Raw genomic sequence first — 23,430 nt, 5'->3', positions numbered from 1 at the left:
CGTCAGTCGGTCTCGATCAGGAAGCGCGAGTAGGCCGGCAGCGTGAGGAACGCCGGGAAGTCCTGGCCGAGGGCGACGTCGCGGAAGATCTCCGCCGCGTCGTCGAAGCGGTCGCCCTCGCGCCGCTCGACCTCGCCCAGCACCTGGGTGATCAGACCCTCTACGTACTCGCGGGTGATCGGGGTTCCGTCCTCGGTGGTGCGGTCCTGGTGGATCCACTGCCACACCTGGCTGCGGCTGATCTCGGCGGTCGCGGCATCCTCCATGAGATTGTCGATCGCCACCGCGCCCAGGCCACGCAGCCACGCCTCGAGGTAGCGGATCGCCACGGACACGTTCGCGTGCACGCCCACCGCAGTGATCGGGCGCCCGATGTGCACGTCGATCAGGTCGCCCGCGCTCACGCGCACCTCGGGACGCTGACGGTCGAGCTGGTTCGGGCGATCGCCCAGCACCGCGTCGAACTCGGCCCGTGCGACCGGGATCAGGTCGGGGTGGGCCACCCACGTGCCGTCGAACCCGTCGCCGGCCTCGCGCTTCTTGTCAGCGGCGACCTTCTCGAACGCCGTCGCCGTCACCTCGGGGTCGCGGCGGTTCGGGATGAAGGCGCTCATGCCGCCGATCGCGAAGGCGCCGCGCTTGTGGCACGTCTGCACGAGCAGCTCGGTGTAGGAGCGCATGAACGGCACGGTCATCGTGACCTCGCTGCGGTCTGGCAGCACGAACCGTGCGCCCCGGCCGCGGTAGTTCTTGATGATCGAGAAGATGTAGTCCCAGCGCCCGGCGTTGAGGCCCGCACAGTGGTCGCGCAGCTCGAAGAGGATCTCCTCCATCTCGAACGCCGCGGGCAGCGTCTCGATGAGCACGGTCGCGCGGATCGTGCCGTGCGGGATCCCGATGTAGCGCTCGCTGAAGGTGAAGACGTCGTCCCACAGCTTCGCCTCTTCGCTCGACTCCAGCTTGGCGATGTAGAAGTACGGCCCGCGGCCGTTCGCGATCAGCCGCTCGGCGTTGTGGAAGAAGTACAGCCCGAAGTCCACCAGCGAGCCCGACGTGGCCATCGTGCGGCCGGTGCGGTCGGTGAAGCGGATGTGCTGCTCCGGCAGGTGCCATCCGCGAGGGCGCATCACGATCGTCGGCGTCTCGGTCGCGGTGACCTCGTAGCGCTTGCCCTCGGGGCTCGTGAACGCGAGCTCGCCGCGGATCGCGTCGCGCAGGCTCAGCTGGCCCTCGATGACGTTCTTCCAGGTCGGGCTGGTCGCATCCTCCTGGTCGGCGAGCCACACCTTCGCGCCGGAGTTGAGCGCGTTGATGGTCATCTTCGGGTCGGTGGGGCCGGTGATCTCGACGCGCCGGTCCTCGAGGCCGGGGCCGGCGCCCGCGACCTGCCACTCGGCATCCTCGCGGATGTGCCGGGTGTCGTCGCGGAACTGAGGGTCGTGCCCGTTGCCGATCTCGAAGCGACGGCGCATGCGGTCGGCGAGCCGGTCGTGCCGGCGGGCGCCGAAGCGCTGGTGCAGCTCGGTGAGGAACGCGATGGCCTCAGGGGTGAGGATCTCGTCGTACCGGGCCGGCATGCGGCCGGCGATCTCGATCGAGGGCTCGTGGGTCGTCGTGGGGATGTGGCCGGTGCGCGTACGCATCGGGGTGGCGGTTGCAGGTGTCATGTCCCTGTCCTGTCTGTGCGGTCCCGGTCGTTGAGCGAGCTTGCGAGCCGAAACGCATTCGGTGGATCAAGCGCGTTTCGTCTCGCTCGTTCCTCGCTCGCTCAACGACCGGGAAGCGACGTGTGTACTTTTCGGAGGGATGCTCCACCCGGCGTGTGGGCCGGGTCGGGGCATCCCGCGATCCGCGTTCTGGATCAACCGTCGGTAGGTCGTGTGACCACTCTGCGGTGAAGTTCAGCCCTTGAACTGACGATTCGACGTGTGAAGTTTTCGGATATTTCTGCTTTCGTGACAGAATCGACCCATGACGACGACGTTGACCACCGATCCGCGCGGTGAACTCCCCGACGATGATGAGGTGGACCCGCTCACCATCGGCCGCCGGATCCGGCAGCTGCGCACCGACCGCGGCATGACGCTCGAAGAGCTCGCCGCTGCCGTCGAACGCGCGCCCAGTCAGCTGTCGATGATCGAGAACGGTCGCCGCGAGCCGAAGCTCACGCTGCTCCAGTCGATCGCGCGGGCGCTCGGCTCATCGATCGACGCGATCCTGGAGTCCGAGCCGCTCGACGAGCGCGCCACGCTCGAGATCTCGCTCGAACGCGCCATGCGCGGCCAGACGTTCCAGGCGCTCGGCATCCCGCCGTTCCGCATCGGCAAGACGGTGCCCACCGAGGCGCTGAAGGCGATGCTGGCGCTGCAGGGCGAGATCGAGCGGCTGCGCGACGAGCGCGCCGCCACCCCCGAGGAGGCGCGTCGCGCGAACGTGGCGCTGCGCAAGCTCATGCGCACGCAGAACAACTACTTCGCCGAGCTGGAGCAGCAGGCGCGGGGGATCCTCGACGCCGTCGACCACCCGGGCGGTCCGCTGACCCAGCGCACGGCGTCCGATATCGCCGCCTATCTCGGCTTCACGCTGCACTACGTGCCCGACCTGCCGCAGACGACCCGATCGGTGGCAGACATCAAGAACGGGCGCCTCTACCTGTCGAGCCGCCTCACCACCAAGGGCGACCCGCGCACGGCGGTGCTGCAGGCGCTCTCGAGCCGGATCCTCGGCCACCGCGAGCCGACGTCGTACGCCGACTTCCTCCGCCAGCGCGTGGAGACCAACTACCTGACCGGCGCCCTCCTCATCCCCGAGGCGCATGCGGTGCCGTTCCTGCACGAGGCCAAGAAGGACCGGTCGATCTCGATCGAAGACCTCCGCGACGCGTACTCGGTGTCGTACGAGACCGCGGCGCACCGTTTCACGAACCTCGCGACCGTGCACCTGGGCTTGCCCGTGCACTTCCTCAAGGTGCACGAGTCAGGAGTCATCACGAAGGTCTACGAGAACGACGACGTCAACTTCCCGACCGACCGCCTCGGCGCGATCGAGGGGCAGATGTGCTGTCGCAAGTGGACCTCGCGCGTCGTCTTCGACGTCGACGACCACTTCAACCCGTACTACCAGTACACCGACACCGGGAACGGCACCTACTGGTGCACGGCTCGCGTGGAGCTGTCGAGCGAGGGGGCGCACTCGGTCAGCGTCGGCGTGCGGTTCGACGACACGAAGTGGTTCCTCGGCCGCAACACCCCCAACCGCGGCGTCTCGACCCACTCGGTCGAGGCGTGCTGCCGCCGCGCGCCCGCCGACCTGGAGTCGTCGTGGCGCGAGCAGTCCTGGCCGAATGTGCGCACGCCCCGCACCCTGCTCGCGACACTTCCCACGGGAGCCTTCCCCGGCGTCGACACTACCGACGTGTACGAGTTCCTCGAGGCGCACGCGCCCCGCTGATCCCGCCGCTGTCGCCGTCGCCGAGATCAGGTGATGTCATGGGTGGGCCGCGGGGCGTCAGTGGCGTCCGGCGACCCAGTCGGCGACGTGGGCGGGCCAGGCGGTGCGCGCCGACGAACCGGAGGCCTCGGACCGATCCGCCATGCGGTAGGCGGTGTAGATGGCGCTCACCGCTGTCCAGCGCAGCGGCTCGATCTCCCAGCGCTTCGCTCGGTGGCCCACCACCCACGGCAGGCGGGTGAGCTCGGTGTCGCGCTCCAGCACGAGGTCGGCGAGGGTGCGGCCGGCGAGGTTGGTCGCGGTCACGCCGGTGCCGACATAGCCGCCCGCCCAGCCGAGCCCCGTGGAGCGATCGTGCACGACGGTCGCCGCCCAGTCGCGCGGCACCCCGAGCACACCGGCCCAGGCGTGGGCGATGGGGGTGGCCGCGGCATCCGGGAAGAAGTCGTGAAGGAGATGCGTCAGCGACCGGATCGTGCGCTCCTGCGTCGCACCGTCGGTGTCGACGCGCGACCCGTAGCGGTAGGGCACGCCCCGCCCGCCGAAGGCGATGCGGTCGTCGGCGGTGCGCTGCGCGTACATGTACACGTGCGCGAAGTCGCCCAGCGTGTCGCGGGCGCCCCAGCCCACCGCGTCCCAGAAGTCCGCCGGCAGGGGTTCGGTCACGATCATCGACGAGTTCATGGGCAGCCAGGTGCGGTGCTCGCCGCGCAGGTCGGCGGTGAAACCCTCGGTCGCCCGCAGCACATGGGTCGCCCGGACCGTCCCGCGGTCGGTGACCGCCCGGCCGGCCGAGATCTCTCGCACGTGGGTCTGCTCGTAGATCGTGACACCCAGCCGTTCGACCGCTTCGGCGAGACCGCGCACGAGCCTCGCCGGGTGGATGCGCGCGCAGTGCGGGTGCCACACGGCGCCGAGTGCGCCCGCGATCCGGATGCGGGATGCCGCCGCCTCGGCATCCCACACCTCCGCGTCGGTGTGGGGCCACGACTGCTCGGCCTCCGCGCTTGCACGAAGGCGCGCGAGCTGTGCCGGCGTGCGGGCGACGCCGAACTCGCCGCCCTTGACGATGTCGGCGTCGATGCCCTCGCGGGTCGCGACGGCGATGACCTCGTCGACGGTCTCGTTGAGTGCGCGCTGCTGTGCGATCGCAGCCTCGCGGCCGTGCGTCTCGGCGTAGCGCTCGCGGCCGCCGGTGACGGTGTTCGTGAGCCACCCGCCGTTGCGACCGGATGCGCCGAAGCCGGCGAAGCGCTGCTCGAGCACGACCACCCGCAGGTCGGGCTGGGCGCGCTTGAGGTAGTACGCGGTCCACAGGCCGGTGTAGCCGGCCCCCACGATCGCGACGTCGGCGTCGGCGTCGCCGGGCAGCGGTGGTCTCGGGGTCGGTAGGCCGCCGAGGTCGCGCCACCACCACGACACGTCGCCGTTGGGAATCGTGTGGGCCTCGGGCGCGGCGCTGGAGGGCACGGTCATCCGCCCATCCTGCCGGGCATTGCGCGGTACGCGGGGACACGGAATGTCGCCATCGGGTCTCCTTCCCGTACCGATCGTGCGCAACGTCTCGTTTCGGCCGTTGAACTTCCGGTTCACACGGGTGGGCTGTGGGGTGTTGAACTTCGGGTTCACACGGGTGGGCTGTGGGGTGTTGAACTTCCGGTTCACATGGTTCGGGTCCGGGCCCGGGGCTCCGGGGAGTCGTGTGAGCCGGAAGTTCATCGGCGTATCGGGACGGTCTGCCTCGGCGAGGAGGATGGGCGGGTGAACAATCAGGCCGAGGGTGCCAGGGCGCGCAGCGCCGCCCACAGCTCGGCGCGGGTCGCGAACGACGCCAGGTCGCGGCCGAGCACGCGCTCGATGAGCGCGAGCCGGGTGCGCACGGTGTGCCGGTGGACGCCGAGGGACCGGGCCGCCGCCTCGTGCGAGCAGTCGGCGTGGAGCCAGACCTGCAGCGTCTCGACGAGGTGCGTGCCCTGCGCAGCGTCGTGGTCGTTCAGCGGCGCCAGCTCGGCGCGCGCGAGCGCCCGCGCGTCGTCGCTGAGTGCCGACAGCACGCCCCCGCGCGAGACCTCGGCGAACGCGGTCACCGCACCCGTGCCGCGATCGCGTGCGACACGCGCCTGCCCGAGTGCGGCGGCGAACGCGTCGTAGCCCGCAGGGTCCGACAGGCCGACGCGGACCTCGAAGCGGCCGACGAGATCGTGGATGCTCGAGGGATCGTCCGCCGGCACGACGAGCACGAGACCGTCGTCACCGCGTCCGAAGAACAGCGCACCGCGCTTCTCGTCGGCCCACAGCTCGAGCAGCTCGGCGATGCCGTCGATGCGGGCGGCCGCGGCATCCGTGACCGCCACCACGACGGGTGCCGGCGGAAGCGGCCCCCACAGCTCGCGGGAGGTGCGGCGGGCGAGCCCCGGGTCGCCGCTCAGGAGCGACTGCACCAGGCCGGCGCGCAGCGCCGAGCGGGCGCGGCCGAGCCCCTGCTGCTGCTCGAGCGCCAGACCGGCCATCGCGATGACGGCCGTGACGACGACGCGTCCCTCTTGGTCGAGGTCGCCGGTGGCGATCGCGATCACGCCGCGCAGGTGGCCGCCACGTCCGAGCGTCTGCAGCGTGAAGGGCGTGTCGCCGATGTGCAGCGACGAGCCGGCGCGTGCACCGCGGTGGAGGACCCCGGTCACCTCTCGCTGCAGCGCGGCGGCCGTTTCGGCGTCCAGCGCACCGGTGGGGTGCTCGCGCGACAGCTCGCCCGCCGCGTCGAACATGCCCACCCACGTGTCGAGCTGCTTGGCGAGCTCGGCCACCGTCGCGCCGAGGCCGTCGGGGCGGAGGGCAGCCAGGGCGATCGCCCGCTGCGCGGCCAGCGCCCAGCTGCGGCGGGCGTAGGCCTCGGCGGCGATCGCCTCGGCGTTGGCGCGGGCCACCGCGATGAACGGCGTGCGGTAGGGCACCTCGAACAGCGGCATCCGCTCGTCCCGGCACGCCTCGACGAGGGCGGGAGGGATGCCGGCGCGCACGACCTCGGTGCCGAACCCGAGTCCCACGACGCCCCGGGCCGCGAGGCGGTGAACGTAGGCACGGTACACGTCGGAAGCCTCGTCTCCCTTCGGGAACTGGGTGCCGGTGGTCAGCAGCACGAGCCCCTCGGACAGGAACGGGGTGGGATCGGCGAGGTCGGAGCTGTGCACCCAGCGGATCGCCTTGTCGAGGGCGCTGGGCTCCAGATCGTCGCCGGCGAGCGAGAGCCGCAGATCGCGCCGAGCCAGGAGGGCGCGAAGAGTGGGGGCGTCGGCATCCATGATGCTCCGAGTGTACGGCTCGTACAGCAGGGCAGGCAGAATGTACAGCGGGGAGGGTGCGGGCGCTCAGCGGAGCGACATACGCTCCCCACCATGAGCAGCGCAGCCGACATCGTCACAGAAACGCCCCTCGGCGGTCCGACCCTTCCGCAGGAGCGCCGCCTGGTCACCAGCATCCCCGGTCCTCGCTCGCAGGAGCTGATCGACCGCAAGGCCGATGCCGTCGCGGCGGGCGTCGGGCACACCGCGCCGGTGCACGCCGTCGCCGCAGGCGGGGGAGTCATCGTCGATGCCGACGGCAACTCGCTCATCGACCTCGGCTCGGGCATCGCGGTCGCCACGATCGGCAACGCGCACCCGAAGGTCGTCGCGGCGGTGCAGGCACAGGTCGCCCAGTTCACCCACACGTGCTTCATGATCGCGCCCTACGACTCGTACGTGTCGGTCGCCGAGGCGCTCAACCGCATCACGCCGGGCGACCACGCCAAGAAGAGCGCCCTGTTCAACTCGGGTGCCGAGGCGGTGGAGAACGCGGTCAAGATCGCCCGCAAGTACACCGGCAAGCAGGCGGTCGTCGCGTTCGACCACGGTTACCACGGCCGGACCAACCTCACGATGGCGCTGACCGCGAAGGCGATGCCGTACAAGAGCGGCTTCGGACCCTTCGCCTCGGAGATCTACCGCGCGCCGCTGTCGTACCCGTACCGCGACGGGCTCACCGGCCCCGAAGCCGCCAAGAAGGCCATCTCGATCATCGAGAAGCAGGTCGGCGCCGACAACCTCGCCGCCGTGATCATCGAGCCGATCCAGGGTGAGGGCGGCTTCATCGTCCCCGCCGACGGTTACCTGCCGGCGCTCGTCGAGTGGTGCCGTGCCAACGACGTCGTGTTCATCGCCGATGAGATCCAGACGGGCTTCGCACGCACGGGCGAGATGTTCGCGAGCGAGGTGTTCGGCATCGTTCCCGACCTCATCACGACCGCCAAGGGCATCGCGGGGGGCCTGCCACTGGCGGCCGTGACCGGCCGCGCCGAGATCATGGACGCCTCGCACGCGGGCGGCCTCGGCGGCACGTACGGCGGCAACCCGATCGCCTGCGCCGCCGCGCTCGCCGCGATCGACGTGTTCGAGAACGACGGGATGCTCCAGCGCGCCCGCGAGATCGAGACGGTCCTCAAGGGCCGCCTGCAGCAGCTGCAGGCCGCCGACCCCCGCGTCGGCGACGTGCGCGGCCACGGCGCGATGATCGCGGCCGAGTTCGTGGACCCCGCGACGGGGGAGCCGGATGCCGCGCTCACCGCTGCGGTCGCGAAGGCGTCCATCGCACAGGGCGTCATCGTGCTCACCTGCGGCACCTACGGGAACGTGATCCGTTTCCTGCCGCCGCTGTCGATCACCGACGACCTGCTCCACGAGGGCCTGGACGTCGTCGCGGCAGCGCTCGCGGCATCCTGATCCCCGCGTTTCGTCTCGCTTCGCTCGTTCAACGTCCAGGAAGCACCGGTCGTTGAGCGAGCGAGCGAGGAGCGAGCGAGACGAAACGCCCCACCTGAACGCAGCACGCGAGGCGCGCGAGCATGCACGCCCTGACGAAGGAGTCTCCATGATCGAGCTGACCCGCGACGTCGTCATCGTCGGCGCCGGCGCCGCCGGAACGACCGCCGCCAACGAGCTGAAGAAGGCAGGCCTCTCGGTCGTCGTGCTCGAGGCCCGGGACCGCGTCGGCGGGCGCCTGTGGACCGATGTCGTCGACGGCGCCATGCTCGAGATCGGCGGCCAGTGGGTGTCGCCCGATCAGGACGCCCTCAAGGAGACCCTCGCCGAGCTCGGGCTCGAGACCTACAGCCGCTATCGCGAAGGCGACTCGGTCTACATCGGCGAGGACGGTGAGCTCACCCGGTTCACCGGCGAGATCTTCCCGGTCGCGCCCGAGACCGAGAAGGAGATCGTCCGCCTCATCGAGGTGCTCGACGGGCTCGTCGCGCAGATCGACCCCGACAAGCCGTGGGAGCACCCCGACGCCGAGGCGCTGGACCGCATCTCGTTCCAGGCATGGCTCGAGGACCAGACCGAAGATCAGGAAGCGCGCGACAACATCGCGCTCTTCATCGCCGGTGCGATGCTGACCAAGCCCGCCTACGCGTTCTCCGCGCTGCAGGCGCTCCTCATGGCCGCCAGCGCCGGGAGCTTCTCGCACCTGGTCGACGCCGACTTCATCCTCGATGAGCGCGTCGTGGGCGGCCTGCAGCAGGTGCCGCTGCTCCTCGCGGAGCGTCTGGGCGACGACGTCGTGCTCGGGCAGCCGGTCACCGAGGTGCACTGGGGCGACGACGGCGTCCGCGTCGTCACCGACAACGGCCTCCAGGTGCGCGCGCGCTTCGTCATCCTGGCGCACGCGCCGATCCTCTACCCGTGGATCGAGTTCCAGCCGGCGCTGCCGCGCCTGAAGCAGCAGATGCACCAGCACATCTCGATGGGCTTTGTCATCAAGGTGCACGCGGTCTACGACCGGCCGTTCTGGCGCGAGCAGGGCCTGTCGGGCACCGCGTTCAGCCCCTACGAGATCTCCCACGAGGCGTACGACAACACCAACCACGGCGACGAGCGGGGAACGCTCGTGGGCTTCGTCTCGGACCGCAACGCCGATGACCTGTTCCGCGTGTCGGCCGAGGAGCGCAAAGAGCGCATCCTCGAGTCCCTGTCGCACTACTACGGGCCCGAGGCGAAGAACCCGCTGGTGTACTTCGAGAGCGACTGGGGCGCCGAGGAGTGGACGCGCGGCGCCTACGCCGCCAGCTTCGACCTCGGCGGCCTCGCGCGCTACGGCGCGGACCTGCGCACCCCCGTCGGCCCGATCCACTTCGCGTGCAGCGACATGGCCGGCGCGGGCTACCAGCACGTCGACGGCGCGATCCGCATGGGCCGCCTTGTCGCCGCCAGCATCGTCGAAGCAGCGCACCGATGAGTCCGCGGATCGTCGTCGGCTATACGGCGACGGATGCCGGAGCCGACGCGGTCGCCGTGGGCACGCGTCTGGCCGGCGCCATGCACGCGGCCCTCGACCTGGTGCTGGTGCTCCCGGCCGAGGACCGCAGCGTCATCACGCCGCCCGACGCCGGCTACGACCGCTACCTCGTGACGCAGGCCGAGGCGTGGCTCGCCGAGGCGTCGGCCTCGATCCCGGGGGACGTGGGCCATGCCGCGCATGTGCGCTTCGGCGACTCGTTCGCCGAGGGTCTGATCGCCGCAGCCCACGAGCTCGCGGCATCCCACATCGTGGTCGGCGCCGCCAACGGCGGACTGCGCGGACGCCACCGCCTCGGCACCGTGGCGAGCGAACTTCTGCACTCGTCTGACGTTCCCGTGGTGCTGGCACCTGAGGGGTCGCGCCACCTGGAGGTGACCGGCGTGAGCCGCATCACGGCGGCGATCGGCACGCGCCCGGGCGCCAGTGCGCTGCTCGAGGAGAGCGTGGCCCTCGCGGTCGCCACCGGCGCGGGCCTGCGCCTGCTGTCGCTCGTGTCCGTGGACCTCCCGGCCACCGTCGACACCGGCGTCATCCGCATCGCGGGCGCCGCTCACGCCGACGATGTGCTCGGCAAGGCGCTCGAGGTCCTCCCCGACGGCGTCGAGGCCGACGTCGTCGTGGCACGCGGCGACAGCATCGAAGACGCCGTCGCCCACCTCGCCTGGCAGCCGAGCGAGCTGGCGGTCGTCGGCTCCAGCCGGCTCGCACAGCCCCGCCGCCTGTTCCTCGGCTCGACCGCAGCGAAGATGCTGCACGAGCTTCCCGTACCGATGGTCGTCGTGCCCCGCACGCGCGGCCAGGACGGCTGACGCGCATGAGCGCTCCACAGCACTCCGGCGGCGCCGCACCGCTGGCCCCGTCTTCCGGCGCACACGCTGGCGAGCTCTCCCAGAAGGGGCTCAGCGCCGGCGCGGTGGGCGTCCTCGGCGCCGTCGTCATCGGCGTCTCGACCATCGCCCCCGCCTACACGCTCACCGCGTCTCTCGGGCCCACGGTCGCCGTGGTCGGCACGCAGGTGCCCGCGATCATCCTCGTCGGATTCATCCCGATGCTCCTGACCGCGTTCGGCTACCGCGAGCTCAACCGTGCGATGCCCGACTCGGGAACCTCGTTCACCTGGGGCGTGCGGGCGTTCGGTCCCTGGATCGGCTGGATGACGGGGTGGGGCCTCATCGCCGCCACCGTGATCGTGCTGTCGAATCTCGCCGGCATCGCGGTGGAGTTCCTCTTCCTGCTGATCTCGCAGTTGACCGGCAACCCCGACATCGCCGAGCTCGCGTTCAACCCCTTCATCAACGTCATCGTCTGCCTGCTGTTCATGCTCGGTGCGACGCTCATCTCCTACCGCGACATGCAGACCACCCAGAAGTTCCAGTACATCCTGGTGAGCTTCCAGGTCGTCGTGCTGCTGCTGTTCGCGGTCGTCGCGATCATCAAGGCGGTGTCGGGCGATGCGCCTGATCCGACGGCGTTCTCGTGGTCGTGGTTCAACCCGTTCGAGGTGCCGACGTTCAGCGCGTTCGCCGCGGGGTTGTCGCTGTCCATCTTCATCTTCTGGGGCTGGGACGTCGTCCTCACGATGAACGAGGAGACCAAGAACCCGGCCAAGACCCCCGGTCGCGCCGCGATGCTCACGGTCGTCATCGTGGTGTCGCTCTACCTCCTGCTGTCGATCGGCCTGATCATGTTCGCCGGCGTCGGCACGGGCGCGCTGGGACTGGCGAACGAGGACATCTCGGCGAACGTGTTCTTCGCCCTCTCCGACCCGATCCTCGGCCCGCTCGCGTTCCTCGTGTCGCTCGCGGTGCTGTCGAGCTCGGCCGCCTCGCTGCAGTCGACCGCCGTCGGCCCGGCGCGGACGCTGCTCGCCATGGGCCACTACGGCGCGCTGCCGAAGAAGTTCGCCCGGGTGAGCCCGCGGTTCTTCACGCCCGGCTACGCGACGGTGGTGTCGGCGATCGTGGCGTCGGTGTTCTACGCCGTCATGCGCGTGGTGAGCGAGAACGTCCTGACCGACACCATCCTGTCGCTCGGCATGATGATCTGCTTCTACTACGGCCTCACCGCGTTCGCGTGCGTCTGGTACTTCCGCAAGCAGTGGTTCGACTCGGTGCGCAGCTTCTTCTTCACCTTCCTCTTCCCGCTCGTCGGCGGCGCCATCCTCGCCGTTCTGTTCGTCACGACGCTCGTCGACTCGATGGACCCGGCGTACGGCAGCGGGTCGAGCATCTTCGGCCTCGGCCTGGTGTTCGTGCTCGGGGTCACCGTCATCCTCGTGGGTGTCGTGATCATGATCTGGCAGGCGATCAAGCGTCCGGCGTTCTTCCGCGGTGAGACACTCGGTATCGACGCCCCCGAAAGCCTTCGACGCGCCCGCAACTAGCGGGCAGACTGTCCCCAATCCATCCGATCGGAGAGGAAGCATGACCGACTACGCCGTCGTGAACCCGGCCACGGGGGAGACCCTGGCCACGTATCCGACCATCACCGACGAAGCCCTCGAGGCCGCCATCGCGGGAGCGGATGCCGCCTACCGCACGTGGCGCGATCAGCCCGTCGCCGAGCGCGCGGCCGGCATCCGCAAGGTCGCCGAGCTGCATCGAGAGCGCCGCGACGACCTCGCCGCGATCATCGTGCGCGAGATGGGCAAGCCGCTGGAGGCCGCGCTCGGCGAGGTCGACTTCGCCGCCGACATCACCGAGTACTACGCCGACCACGCGGAGAAGATCACCGGCGACCAGCCCATCGACATCGACGGCGAGGGCACCGCGGTCATCCGCCGCACGCCCCTCGGCGTGCTGTTGGGCATCATGCCGTGGAACTTCCCGTACTACCAGGTCGCCCGCTTCGCGGCGCCCAACATCGTGGTGGGCAACACGATCCTCCTCAAGCACGCGCCGCAGTGCCCCGAGTCGGCCGCCGCGATCGCAGCGATCTACGCCGACGCCGGGCTCGAGGGCGTGTACACGAACATCTACGCGACCAACGACCAGGCGGCCACCGTGATCGCCGACCGCCGCGTGCAGGGCGTCTCGGTCACCGGCTCCGAGCGCGCCGGAGCCGCCGTCGCCGAGATCGCGGGGCGAAACCTCAAGAAGGTCGCGCTCGAGCTCGGCGGGTCGGACCCGTTCATCCTTCTCTCGACCGACGACCTCGACGGCGCCGTGGAGGCCGCGGTCGCCGCGCGCCTCGACAACACCGGCCAGTCGTGCAACGCGGCCAAGCGCTTCATCGTGGTCGACGGCCTGTACGACGCGTTCCTCGAGAGGTTCACCGCCGCGATGTCGGGTGCGAAGGTCGGCGACCCGTTCGCGGACGACACCGTACTCGGCCCGCTGTCGTCGCTCACGGCGGCGGAGCGGCTGGCCGAGCAGGTCGACAGGGCCGTCGCCCAGGGGGCGACCCTCGTCACCGGTGGCACCCGTGACGGCGCGTTCTACCCGGGCACGGTCCTCGCGGACGTGACCCGCGACATGGACGCCTACCGCGAGGAGTTCTTCGGCCCCGTCGGCGTCGTCTACAAGGTCGCCGACGAGGACGCCGCCGTGGCGCTCGCGAACGACACCAGCTACGGCCTCGGCTCGTACGTCTTCACGACGGACGAGGAGCAGGCGAAGCGGGTCGCCGACAGGATCGACGCCGGCATGGTCTATGTCAACGTCGTGCTCGCCGACGAGCCGGGCCTGCCGTTCGGCGGCGTGAAGCGCTCCGGCACCTCGCGCGAGATGGGTCTCCTCGCGGCCGACGAGTTCGTCAACAAGAAGTTGATCCGCGTCGGCGCCTGAGGTTCCGCGTCAGCTCGGGGTGACGTGTCAGAGCCCCGTGCCCCCGGCGAGGCGGCCCCGTCGTCGCGCGATGCCGCCTTCCCGGGGGTGTCGCGAGACACCCGGGAGCGGGAGGATGGGAGCATGGCAGAGACATCGGACCCCGTCGTCGCCCTTTCCGATGAGCAGTGCTGGGAACGCCTGCGCGGGCAGGAGCTCGGCCGCCTCGTGACGCATGTCGGCGAGGTGCTCGACATCTTTCCCGTGAACTACGTCGTCGACGGCGAGAGCGTGCTGTTCCGCACCGCGCAGGGCAGCAAGCTGTTCGAGCTGACCGTCAACGACGAGGTGCTCTTCGAGGTAGACGACCACACCGAGACCGACGCGTGGAGCGTGATCCTCCGCGGACGCGCCCATCCGCTGGACAGCTCCGCCGAAGTGGAGCGGGCCGACGGGCTCGGCCTGAAGCCCTGGATCCCGACCCTCAAGTACACCTATGTGCGCGTCGAGCCGACCTCGCTGTCGGGCCGGGCGTTCGAACGGGGACCCGAGCCGGACCGCTACGGCGTACAGCAGTACTGAGCCGTGGAATCGCCCTCGCGAGGCCGCTCCCGGTTCGCGGCGTCCGCAGGCATGCCGTACACTGGAACGTGCAGTAGAAGTCTGCATTCTTTCGCCGTGCCCGTTGTCGGGTGCGGATCCTCAAGCCGCGGTGAGAGGGGAAGAGTGCGGGCTTCACGAGACCTCCGGGTCTCTAGGGCGGTAGCTCAATTGGCAGAGCAGCGGTCTCCAAAACCGCAGGTTGCAGGTTCGATTCCTGTCCGCCCTGCGCGTCAGCGCACACACCCTGCGTTGATAAGAAAGTGTGGTCGACCCGTGTCGGCTCACGGAAGGTAATCAGGTGGCATCGATGGTTCAGGACGAGCCGAAGGGCGAAGTCGTTCCCGCTGAGGGAACGGCCGCACCCCGCGAGAAGAAGCTCAACGTCTTCGCTCGTATCGCCCTGTTCATTCGTCAGGTCTTCGCCGAGCTCCGTAAGGTCGTCACCCCGACGCGCCAGGAGCTGCTGAAGTACACGGCGGTGGTGCTCGGCTTCGTCGTCGTCATGATGGCGCTCGTCTACGGCCTGGACGTGCTGTTCGTGTGGATCACGTCGTACGTCTTCGGAGTGCCCAGCGCCTGATCCCCGAGCGCTCCGGCTCGCCCCGGAGCCAGACACGGGCGGACCGCAGGTCCGGCAGCGGACGGAACGGAAGAGAACTCACGTGACTGAAAGATATGTCGACGACGCCGACTGGGCGACCGCCGCTGAGCAGTCCTCGGAGGACGACGAAGCCCAGGAGGGCAACGTCCTCGCCGAGGAGGAGCGCTCGGTCGAAGCAGCCGAGCACGTCGCGATCCACATCGTCGACGACGGTGATGGCGACGACGACGCCGACCTGGACGACATCGACATCGACGACCCGGAGGCGGACGCGATCGTGAACGACGCTCTCAATCTTGACGAGACGGCAGAGACCGAAGCAGCAGCCGAGGTGATCAACGACTCCCTCGCGGAAGAGGTCGCCGAGCGTGCGGCCGAGGCCGCCGACGAGGTGACCCCGTACGACGGTCCCGACGTGAACGGCGACGAGGACGAACCCGAGCTCGACGAGGACTTCGTCGCAGAGGTGGATGCCGCAGCCGGCGTCGTGGACGAGGTCGAGGCATCGGTCTCCCCGGCCGACGCCGCAGAGGCTCCTGCGTCCGCTGACGACGAGGACTCGGACGACGAGTTCGCCGACGACGAGATCGCCGACAGCGACGCCGAGGACGGCGAGGACGAGGACGAGGACCCGTACGAGGCGTTCCGTGCAGAGCTGCGCACGCTCCCGGGCAAGTGGTACGTCATCCACTCCTACGCCGGCTTCGAGCGCAAGGTGAAGGCCAATATCGAGCAGCGCAAGTCGACGCTCGAGGTCGAGGACGACATTTACCAGATCGAGGTCCCGATGGAGGACGTCGTCGAGATCAAGAACGGTCAGCGCAAGATGGTCACGCGCGTCCGGATCCCCGGCTACGTGCTCGTACGCATGGACCTGAACGAAGACACGTGGTCGGTCGTGCGTCACACGCCCGGCGTCACCGGCTTCGTAGGCAACGCCCACAACCCGACTCCGCTGCGCTTCGAAGAGGCCTTCAACATGCTGAAGAGCCTCGTCGAGGTCAAGGAGGTCGCCGGAGCCAAGGGCGGTCCGGCCAAGAAGGGCGCCGCCGCCGCGGCCCGAGTCATCCCCGCCGAGGTCGACTTCGAGGTGGGCGAGACCATCACGATCAAGGAGGGCTCGTTCGCGGGCCTGCCCGGCACGATCAGCGAGATCAAGCCCGAGAGCGGCAAGCTCACGGTCCTCGTCTCGCTCTTCGAGCGCGAGACCCCGGTTGAGCTCAGCTTCGACCAGGTCACCAAGCTTTGACGCGGGTCGGATCAATGCGAGCGCCAGCGAGCGTTGATGCGATCCCGGGTCAAGGTTGAGCGAGCGAAGCGAGTCGAAACACCCGCAATATCGCTGGTAGACTTCTCAGGTTTGCGCGCGCTCTGAGCGCGCGCGATGGACACCGCGATCCGGAACGGCCGGATTCGCGGGAGAACAGGGTGCTCCGGCATCCGCTGTTCGACGAAAGGAAAGAAGAATGGCACCGAAGAAGAAGGTGACCGGCCTGATCAAGCTTCAGATCAACGCCGGTGCCGCCAACCCGGCGCCGCCGATCGGGCCCGCGCTCGGTCAGCACGGCGTCAACATCATGGAGTTCTGCAAGGCGTACAACGCCGCGACCGAGTCGCAGCGCGGCAACGTCATCCCCGTGGAGATCACCGTCTACGAGGACCGCAGCTTCACGTTCATCCTGAAGACCCCGCCGGCCGCTGAGCTCATCAAGAAGGCCGCGGGCGTCCAGCGCGGCTCGGCCACCCCTCACACGGTCAAGGTCGCCAAGCTGACCAAGGAGCAGGTGCGCCAGATCGCCGAGACGAAGCAGCCCGACCTGAACGCGAACGACATCGAGGCCGCCTCGAAGATCATCGCCGGCACCGCCCGTTCCATGGGCATCACGGTCGAGGACTGAGGGGAAGAGGAACATGGCTACCAAGTCCAAGGCCTTCCGGGCCGCTGCCGCCAAGATCGAGGCGGACAAGTTCTACAGCCCCACCGAAGCCGTCGCGCTCGCGAAGCAGACCGGCTCCGCCAAGTTCGACTCGACCGTCGAGGTCGCGCTGAAGCTCTCCGTCGACCCCCGCAAGGCCGACCAGATGGTGCGTGGCACCGTCATCCTCCCGCACGGCACCGGAAAGACCGCCCGCGTCATCGTGTTCGCGACGGGTCCGGCCGCTGAGGCCGCGATCGCCGCAGGTGCGGACGAGGTCGGCGGCGCCGAGCTCATCGAGCGCGTCGCCGGTGGCTGGACCGCGTTCGACGCGGCCGTCTCGACGCCCGAGCTCATGGGCCAGGTCGGTCGCCTGGGTAAGGTGCTGGGTCCCCGTGGCCTCATGCCGAACCCCAAGACCGGAACCGTGACCCCCAACCCGGCCAAGGCCGTCGAGGAGATCAAGGGCGGCAAGATCGAGTTCCGCGTCGACAAGCACGCCAACGTGCACTTCGTCGTCGGCAAGGCGTCCTTCTCGGAGGAGCAGCTCGACGAGAACCTGAAGGTCGCGCTCGAGGAGATCGTCCGCCTCAAGCCGTCCAGCTCGAAGGGTCGCTACATCCAGAAGGGCGCCGTGTCGACCACGTTCGGCCCCGGCATCCCGCTGGACGTCAACGCCATCGTCTGACACTGCGTCGGATTCGCACGCAAGGGGCTCCACCTCCGGGTGGGGCCCCTTCGTCGTCCCGTAACCGTCTGCCGCGGCACCGTCAGGCGGGAGTAGCGTCGGAGACATGGTCGCGACGCTCCAGGATCTGTTCGGCATCGATGCGCCGATCGTGCTCGGCCCCTTCGGCGGGCTGTCGTCGGTCGAGCTGACCGCAGCGGTCAGCGAGGCCGGTGGGCTCGGCTCGTACGGCCTGTACGGCTACTCGGCTGATCGCATCAGCGACACCCTCGCCGCGCTGCACTCCGCGACCTCGCGTCCGTTCGCCGTGAACCTCTGGCTGCCCACGGGCGACGAGGTCACACCGGGCGAGGTCGACCTCGCACCGGCGATCGAGGCGACGGCACCCCTCTTCGACGACCTGGGTCTCGCGCATCCGTCACCGCCGATCGAGTTCCTGCCTGATCTCGACTCCCAGGTGACGGCGGTGCTGGATGCCGCGCCCGCGGCGCTGAGCGTCGTCTTCGGCGTCCCCTCCGAGCGGCTGGTCGCAGCGGCGCACAGCCGCGGCATCCGCGTGATCGGGACAGCGACGACCGTGGCCGAGGCCGTCGCGCTCGACGCCGCCGGTGTGGACGCCGTCGTCGCGACCGGCGCCGAGGCGGGCGGGCACCGCGTGTCGTTCCTGCGTCCGGCCGAACAGTCGCTCGTCGGCACCTTCGCGCTCGTGCCGCAGGTGGTCGACGCCGTCGGGGTACCGGTGATCGCCGCGGGCGGCATCGCCGACGGGCGCGGAGTCGCGGCGGCGTTCGCCCTCGGCGCCGCGGGCGTCCAGGTGGGCTCCGCCTTCCTCCGCACGCGGCAGTCGGCCGCCACCGACGCGCACCGCCGTGCCATCGAGGATGCCGCCGACACCGCCACGGTGCTCACCCGTGCCATGAGCGGGCGGCTCGCGCGCGGCATCCCGAACCGCGCCATGCGCACGATCGAGACCTCGGGGGTCATCGCCCCGTTCCCTGCCCAGAACTGGCTGACCGGGCGGTTCCGGGCCGAGGCCGGTCGCCGCGGAGACGGCGACCTCGTCTCGCTGTGGGCGGGGCAGGCCGCGGGGCTGGCCACCCGCGACGATGCGGCCGACGTGTTCGCCGAGCTCGCGGCCGGCGTTCCCGCCTGACTGCGTCCGCCGGCGGCGTCACCGCGTCGGCAGCACCTCGAAGCCGCGCTCGCCGGTGGCCTCGGCATCCGTCACGGTCGCGCCCTCGACGCGGGAGCCCGGCGGGCCTTCGGCCATCCATGCGAGCACCTCGTCGACCTGCCCGGGCGTGCCCTCGAGTTCGGCCTCGACCGAGCCGTCGCGGCGATTGCGCACCCACCCGGCCGCACCCGCCTCGCGTGCGACCATGCGCAGCGTGTACCGATAGCCCACGCCCTGGACGTCGCCGCGGACGGTCACGTGCACGCGTCTCATGCCGCCATCTTGCCGCGAGGCGGGCGCGTGGGCCAGGATGCCGCCATGGGAACCGTCGACGAACTCCTGGCCGGCCTTGATCCCGCCGATCGCCCATCGGTCGAGCGCATCTATGCGATCGCTCGCGAGGAGGCTCCCGACGCCGAGCAGGGCCTCGGCTACGGCATGCCGGCGCTCGTGTATCGCGGCAAGCCGCTCGTGTCGGTGATGCGGGCGAAGAAGCACATCGGCGTCTACCCGTTCAGCCCGGCAGCGGTCTCGGCGGTGGCAGATGCTCTGGGCGGCCATCCGGGCATCGGCCTGGACAAGGGGACGATCCGCTACCAGCCCGAGCATCCGCTGCCCGATGACGTCGTGCGCAGGCTGGTGAACGCGCGCAAGGAGCAGATCGAGGGCTGATGCCGGTCGGCCCGGGCGCGTCAGTGGGGGAGCACGAGCGAGACGCCGAGGCCGATCATGACGACCGCGATCACCGCGTCGAGGATCCGCCAGGCGCGCGGCGTCGACAGCCAGCGCCCGAGCAGACGCGCGCCGAACGCGAGGCCGAAGAACCAGACGATACTCGCGGTCATGGCGCCGGCGGTGAAGAGCCAGCGGTCGTCGCCGTGCGTGTTCGCGACCGTGCCGAGCAGGAAGACGGTGTCGAGGTAGACGTGCGGGTTGAGCCACGTCAGCGCCAGGCAGGTGAGGAGCGCGGGGATCAGACGGGTGCGGGTCGCCGCCGGCGGCGCCGAGCGGATGTCGCTGCGCACCTGCGAGGCCGAGACCTCGGGATCGAGGAGGAACTCGCCGGAGCCGGCATGCGTCACTCCGCCCGACGTGGTGCGGTGTGGTTCGACGACGCCCTCCTGCGGACTCACTGCTCCGACAGGCTGCTGGGTGTCATCGGCGCCGAGAGCCGCTCCCGTCGGCCGCCACGCGCGCCGTGCCGCGAGCACGCCGTACGCGACGAGGAACAGCGCGCCCGCCCAGCGGACCACGTCGACGAGCCAGGGCACGGCCTCCAGCACGAAGCCGACGCCCGAGACCCCGAGGGCGATGAGGATCGCATCCGAGATCGCGCAGATCGCCGCCACCGCGAGCACATGCTCTCGCCGCAGACCCTGCCGCAGCACGAAGAGGTTCTGAGCGCCGATGGCGATGATGAGCGAGAAGCCGAGGCCGAGACCGGCGAGAACAGGAGCGAGCACTCTTCGACGGTACGAGCGGCGGGAACCGAAGTCCAGCTCATGGATCTTCAGTACCATTAGCAGCACTGAAGATGCGCATCCCCTTCGAGTTGGCCGAGACCCTCGCCGTCGTCGTCGACGAAGGCACCCTCGACGCGGCCGCCCGCCGCCTCCACGTCACGCCGTCGGCGGTCAGCCAGCGCGTCAAGGCACTCGAGGAGCAGCTCGGACGCCTGGTGCTGGTGCGCTCCAAGCCGGTGCGAGCGACGGAGGCCGGAGCGGCGGTCATCCGGCTGGCGCGACAGATGGCCCTGCTCGAGCACGACGCGCTCGCCGACCTCGGCGCCGAGGACGACGAGACCGCACTCACGACCGTGCCGCTCGCGGTCAATGCCGACTCGCTGGCGACGTGGTTCCTCGGGCCGCTCGCGCGGCTGGCGGAGCGGCATCCCGTCGTCTTCGATCTGCACCGCGACGACCAGGACTTCACCGCCGGACTGCTCGAATCGGGAACCGTGATGGGAGCGGTGACCTCTCGGGCCGCGCCCGTTGCGGGATGCCGCTCCTCGCCGCTCGGCGCGATGCGCTACGAGGCCGTCGCCACCCCCGCCTACGCCGAACGGTGGCTCGAAGGGGACCGCCGCACCGCGCTCGCGAGCGCCCCGCTCGTAGACTTCGACCGGCGCGACGACCTGCAGAACGAGTGGCTCGCACAGCAGGGCGTGGATCCTGCGCACCCGCCGCGACACTACGTGCCGGCCTCCAACGACTTCGCGACGGCCGTGCGGCTCGGACTCGGCTGGGCCATGCTGCCGCGCTTCCAGTCCCACGACGCGCTCGACCGGGGCGAGCTCGTGCTCCTCGGCGGCCCACCCGTGGACGTCGCGCTGCACTGGCAGCAGTGGAACCTGCGCTCTCCGCTCCTCGACGCGATCGCGGACGCCGTCGTCGCCGAGGGCCGCCGTGTTCTCGCGCCCGCATGAACGTGTTCACTTGCGCTGAACGTACGCCGAACCCGCGTCAGCGCGTACATCCAGCGCAAGTGAACCGATTCATGCGAGGAGCGAGAGCGAGGGACGCGAGGGGGTCAGCCGTCGCTGACGCGGAGCACGACCTTGCCGCGCGTGTGGCCGGTCTCGATCGCCCGGTGGGCGTCGGGAGCGTCAGTGAGATCGAAGACGTTCTCGATGTAGACCTGCACCGAGCCCGAGTCGAGCAGGCGGGCGATCGTCGCCAGCGCACCGCCGTCGGGGATCACCTTGTACGACGTCGTCCGCACGCCCGCTTCGGCCGCCGCCTCGGCGTAGCCGGGCCACGACCCGGTCGGCACGACGACGTACAGCCCGCCCGGGCGCAGCACCTCGAGCGAACGGGTGCCTGTGTCGCCGCCGACGTTGCCGACGAGGTCGATGACGACGTCCACCTCACCGACGACATCCTCGAATCTCGTCGTGGTGTAGTCGACCACGACCGACGCTCCGAGTTCGCGCAGCCACGCGGCGTTGCGGCCCGACGCCGTCGCGGTGACGTGGGCGCCGAAGTACGCGGCGAACTGCACGGCGAAGTGGCCCACCCCGCCGCTGCCGGCGTGGATGAGCACGCGCTGGCCCTCGTGCGCGTGGGCGGTCTCGACGACGAGGCCCCAGGCGGTGAGCGCGGCGAGCGGCACGCCCGCCGCCTCGACATGCGACAGCGACGCCGGCTTGCGCGCGATCGACAGTGACGGCGCCACGACGTACTCGGCGTACGAGCCGCCCGTGCGCGGGAACGACGCCATGCCGAACACCTCCGTGCCCGGCGGGAAGGGGTGCGACTCGTACGGGCTCTTCACCACGATGCCGCTGAAGTCGTAGCCCGGGGTCGCCGGGTAGGCGTCGATCGCGCCCGAAACGCCGGCGCCGCCGCGCGTCTTGGCGTCGACCGGATTGACCCCGGCGGCCACGACGCGCACCAGCACCTCGCTGAGCACGGGGGAGGGGACCGGAACGGATGCCGCGCGCAGCGCGTCCGGCGCGCCCGGAGCGTCCACGACCATCGCCTGCATGGTGGCCGGCGGCTCCGCAACCGGCGTGAGCGGCGCCTCGGGTGTCGATCGCAGCGGTCGGATCCTCATGATGCACTCCTTCCGCGGGTGTGCCGTCATCGGCACCAGAACTGAACCCGGTGCAGACAGTCAACCCTGCGTTCGTCTCACCCGTGTTACGCCGGTGCTACCGATGGGCGAAGACGCGGTCGAGGCGAGTCACCGGAATCCGACCGCAAGAGCATCGGGGGAGAGCACATGCTCGATCGCGAGCATGCTCGCTCCGATCACGGCGGCGCGCTCGGCGGTCGCGGACTGGACGATGGCGAGGTGCTCCGTCGCCAGCGGGATCGACCGCGTGTAGACGACTTCCCGGACGCCCGCGATGAGGTGCTCACCGACGCGAGCCATGGATCCGCCGATCGCGATGACGGAGGGGTTGATGAGGCTCACGCAGATCGTGAGCACCTCCCCGATGTCGCGTCCCGCCTGGCGAACGGCCTGGACCGCCTCGATGTTGCCACGCTTGACGAGATCGACGACGTCCGAGCCGGTGCGCGCCTCGAGGCCATGCTCCCTCAGCGTCCGCGCGATCGCCGGGCCCGAGGCGATGGCTTCGAGACAGCCGCGGTTCCCGCAGCGGCAGGGCACGTTCGCGGCACGGGCGACCTGCACGTGGCCGATGTCGCCGGCGACTCCCTGCGCTCCGCGCTGCAGTGTGCCGCCCGATATCAGGCCGGCTCCGATACCGGTGGCGACCTTGATGAACATCAGGTGATCGACCGCGGGCCACGCGACCGACCGCTCGCCGAGCGCCATGATGTTGACGTCGTTGTCGACGAGCACCGGCACGTCCAGATGCTGATTGAGCCAGCCGGGGATGTCGAAGCGATCCCACCCGGGCATGATCGGCGGATTGACCGGCTGTCCGGTGGAGTGCTCCACGGGACCGGGAACTCCCACTCCGATCGCGGCCACGTGGGAGCTGTCCCGGCCGACGCGGCTGAGCAGCGTCGACGCGCCGTCGACCAGCCAGTTCAGCACGTGCTCGGGACCGAGGCCGATGTCGAGGGGTTCGGTTTGGTCGGCGAGGACGCTGCCGGAGAGGTCCGTCACCGCCACGGTCGCGTGCGAAGCTCCGATGTCGGCCGCGATCACGACTTTGGCCGCCGGGTTGAGGGCGAACTGCGACGGCGGACGCCCGCCGGTCGACACCGCCTCCGCGACGGGCGTGATGAGCCCCATCCGCATCAGTTGATCCACGCGTGCCGCGACCGTCGAACGGGCCAGTCCGGTGGACTTGGCGAGTTCCGCGCGGGTGCGGGGCACGCCGTCGCGCAGCAGCTGAAACAGCTGGTTCACGCCGCTCGCGTTGGTCGATTCGCCGTTCATGCTCACATCTCAGATTATCGGCGGGCCGGCAGGGCCCGACGCGTGACCGA

At 70.1% G+C, this 23,430-nt stretch carries 21 protein-coding genes and 1 tRNA gene; 15 read left to right on the top strand and 7 right to left on the bottom strand.

Annotation, left to right across the window (positions count from 1 at the left end; genetic code table 11):
• Positions 1–2 precede the first annotated feature (2 nt).
• Positions 3–1,643, bottom strand: a complete 1,641-nt coding sequence (aceB, locus tag MRBLWS13_RS07860) for a malate synthase A (protein WP_349429016.1) — start codon at positions 1,641–1,643, stop codon at positions 3–5.
• Between the two features lie 328 nt (positions 1,644–1,971).
• Between aceB and MRBLWS13_RS07855 the strand changes: the two genes are divergently transcribed.
• Positions 1,972–3,450: a helix-turn-helix domain-containing protein gene (locus MRBLWS13_RS07855; protein ID WP_349428467.1), complete on the top strand. Its 1,479-nt coding sequence runs from the start codon at positions 1,972–1,974 to the stop codon at positions 3,448–3,450.
• 57 nt (positions 3,451–3,507) lie between these two features.
• On the opposite strand, the gene MRBLWS13_RS07850 is transcribed toward MRBLWS13_RS07855, so the two are convergent.
• Entirely contained in the window at positions 3,508–4,926 is a 1,419-nt protein-coding gene (locus MRBLWS13_RS07850; protein WP_349428466.1) for an FAD-binding oxidoreductase, read from the bottom strand.
• A gap of 293 nt (positions 4,927–5,219) precedes the next feature.
• A complete protein-coding gene (locus tag MRBLWS13_RS07845) occupies positions 5,220–6,749 on the bottom strand; it encodes a PucR family transcriptional regulator (protein WP_349428465.1) in 1,530 nt (509 codons plus the stop codon).
• 93 nt (positions 6,750–6,842) lie between these two features.
• Here MRBLWS13_RS07845 and gabT point away from each other — a divergent pair, with 93 nt between their 5' ends.
• The 12 genes from gabT (at position 6,843) to MRBLWS13_RS07785 (ending at position 18,502) form a co-directional block, all read left to right on the top strand.
• Positions 6,843–8,204, top strand: coding sequence for a 4-aminobutyrate--2-oxoglutarate transaminase (gabT, locus tag MRBLWS13_RS07840; protein ID WP_349428464.1), 1,362 nt, complete (start codon positions 6,843–6,845; stop codon positions 8,202–8,204).
• A 148-nt stretch (positions 8,205–8,352) separates the two neighbouring features.
• A complete protein-coding gene (locus MRBLWS13_RS07835) occupies positions 8,353–9,714 on the top strand; it encodes an NAD(P)/FAD-dependent oxidoreductase (RefSeq protein ID WP_349428463.1) in 1,362 nt (453 codons plus the stop codon).
• Positions 9,711–10,586: a universal stress protein gene (locus MRBLWS13_RS07830; protein ID WP_349428462.1), complete on the top strand. Its 876-nt coding sequence runs from the start codon at positions 9,711–9,713 to the stop codon at positions 10,584–10,586. The genes MRBLWS13_RS07835 and MRBLWS13_RS07830 overlap by 4 nt, the downstream gene beginning before the upstream one ends.
• Positions 10,587–10,591: 5 nt before the next feature.
• Positions 10,592–12,160: an APC family permease gene (locus MRBLWS13_RS07825; protein ID WP_349428461.1), complete on the top strand. Its 1,569-nt coding sequence runs from the start codon at positions 10,592–10,594 to the stop codon at positions 12,158–12,160.
• 40 nt (positions 12,161–12,200) lie between these two features.
• A complete protein-coding gene (locus MRBLWS13_RS07820) occupies positions 12,201–13,562 on the top strand; it encodes an NAD-dependent succinate-semialdehyde dehydrogenase (protein WP_349428460.1) in 1,362 nt (453 codons plus the stop codon).
• A gap of 123 nt (positions 13,563–13,685) precedes the next feature.
• Positions 13,686–14,123: a pyridoxamine 5'-phosphate oxidase family protein gene (locus tag MRBLWS13_RS07815; protein WP_349428459.1), complete on the top strand. Its 438-nt coding sequence runs from the start codon at positions 13,686–13,688 to the stop codon at positions 14,121–14,123.
• Positions 14,124–14,297: 174 nt separating this feature from the next.
• A tRNA-Trp gene (locus MRBLWS13_RS07810) sits at positions 14,298–14,370 on the top strand.
• Positions 14,371–14,451: 81 nt separating this feature from the next.
• On the top strand, positions 14,452–14,724 hold the full coding sequence (secE, locus tag MRBLWS13_RS07805) for a preprotein translocase subunit SecE (protein ID WP_349429015.1): 273 nt from the start codon (positions 14,452–14,454) through the stop codon (positions 14,722–14,724).
• 82 nt (positions 14,725–14,806) lie between these two features.
• A complete protein-coding gene (gene nusG / locus MRBLWS13_RS07800) occupies positions 14,807–15,994 on the top strand; it encodes a transcription termination/antitermination protein NusG (protein WP_349428458.1) in 1,188 nt (395 codons plus the stop codon).
• Positions 15,995–16,211: 217 nt separating this feature from the next.
• Positions 16,212–16,643 (top strand): 50S ribosomal protein L11, encoded by a 432-nt coding sequence (gene rplK, locus MRBLWS13_RS07795; RefSeq protein ID WP_163619961.1) that lies wholly within the window; start codon positions 16,212–16,214, stop codon positions 16,641–16,643.
• Positions 16,644–16,656: 13 nt separating this feature from the next.
• Positions 16,657–17,349 carry a 50S ribosomal protein L1 gene (gene rplA, locus MRBLWS13_RS07790; protein ID WP_349428457.1) on the top strand — a complete coding sequence of 231 codons (693 nt, stop codon included), beginning with the start codon at positions 16,657–16,659 and terminating at the stop codon, positions 17,347–17,349.
• A 106-nt stretch (positions 17,350–17,455) separates the two neighbouring features.
• Positions 17,456–18,502, top strand: a complete 1,047-nt coding sequence (locus MRBLWS13_RS07785; protein ID WP_349428456.1) for a DUF561 domain-containing protein — start codon at positions 17,456–17,458, stop codon at positions 18,500–18,502.
• A gap of 18 nt (positions 18,503–18,520) precedes the next feature.
• Here the strand turns inward: MRBLWS13_RS07785 and MRBLWS13_RS07780 are convergent, their stop codons facing one another.
• Positions 18,521–18,796: an acylphosphatase gene (locus MRBLWS13_RS07780; protein WP_349428455.1), complete on the bottom strand. Its 276-nt coding sequence runs from the start codon at positions 18,794–18,796 to the stop codon at positions 18,521–18,523.
• A 45-nt stretch (positions 18,797–18,841) separates the two neighbouring features.
• Between MRBLWS13_RS07780 and MRBLWS13_RS07775 the strand changes: the two genes are divergently transcribed.
• Complete coding sequence (locus tag MRBLWS13_RS07775; protein ID WP_349428454.1) at positions 18,842–19,195, top strand: DUF1801 domain-containing protein; 354 nt, start codon at positions 18,842–18,844, stop codon at positions 19,193–19,195.
• Positions 19,196–19,215: 20 nt separating this feature from the next.
• On the opposite strand, the gene lysE is transcribed toward MRBLWS13_RS07775, so the two are convergent.
• On the bottom strand, positions 19,216–19,986 hold the full coding sequence (gene lysE / locus MRBLWS13_RS07770; RefSeq protein WP_349428453.1) for an L-lysine exporter: 771 nt from the start codon (positions 19,984–19,986) through the stop codon (positions 19,216–19,218).
• 71 nt (positions 19,987–20,057) lie between these two features.
• Here lysE and MRBLWS13_RS07765 point away from each other — a divergent pair, with 71 nt between their 5' ends.
• Positions 20,058–20,948: a LysR family transcriptional regulator ArgP gene (locus tag MRBLWS13_RS07765; RefSeq protein ID WP_349428452.1), complete on the top strand. Its 891-nt coding sequence runs from the start codon at positions 20,058–20,060 to the stop codon at positions 20,946–20,948.
• Between the two features lie 104 nt (positions 20,949–21,052).
• On the opposite strand, the gene MRBLWS13_RS07760 is transcribed toward MRBLWS13_RS07765, so the two are convergent.
• Positions 21,053–22,078, bottom strand: a complete 1,026-nt coding sequence (locus MRBLWS13_RS07760; RefSeq protein ID WP_349428451.1) for an NADP-dependent oxidoreductase — start codon at positions 22,076–22,078, stop codon at positions 21,053–21,055.
• A gap of 129 nt (positions 22,079–22,207) precedes the next feature.
• Positions 22,208–23,380: an ROK family transcriptional regulator gene (locus MRBLWS13_RS07755; protein ID WP_349428450.1), complete on the bottom strand. Its 1,173-nt coding sequence runs from the start codon at positions 23,378–23,380 to the stop codon at positions 22,208–22,210.
• Positions 23,381–23,430 lie beyond the last annotated feature (50 nt).

The sequence above is a fragment of the Microbacterium sp. LWS13-1.2 genome, from assembly GCF_040144835.1.
GTDB lineage: Bacteria > Actinomycetota > Actinomycetes > Actinomycetales > Microbacteriaceae > Microbacterium.
The sequence above is the reverse complement of the archived record's forward strand: the minus strand, read 5'-3'. Positions and strand labels throughout refer to the sequence as shown.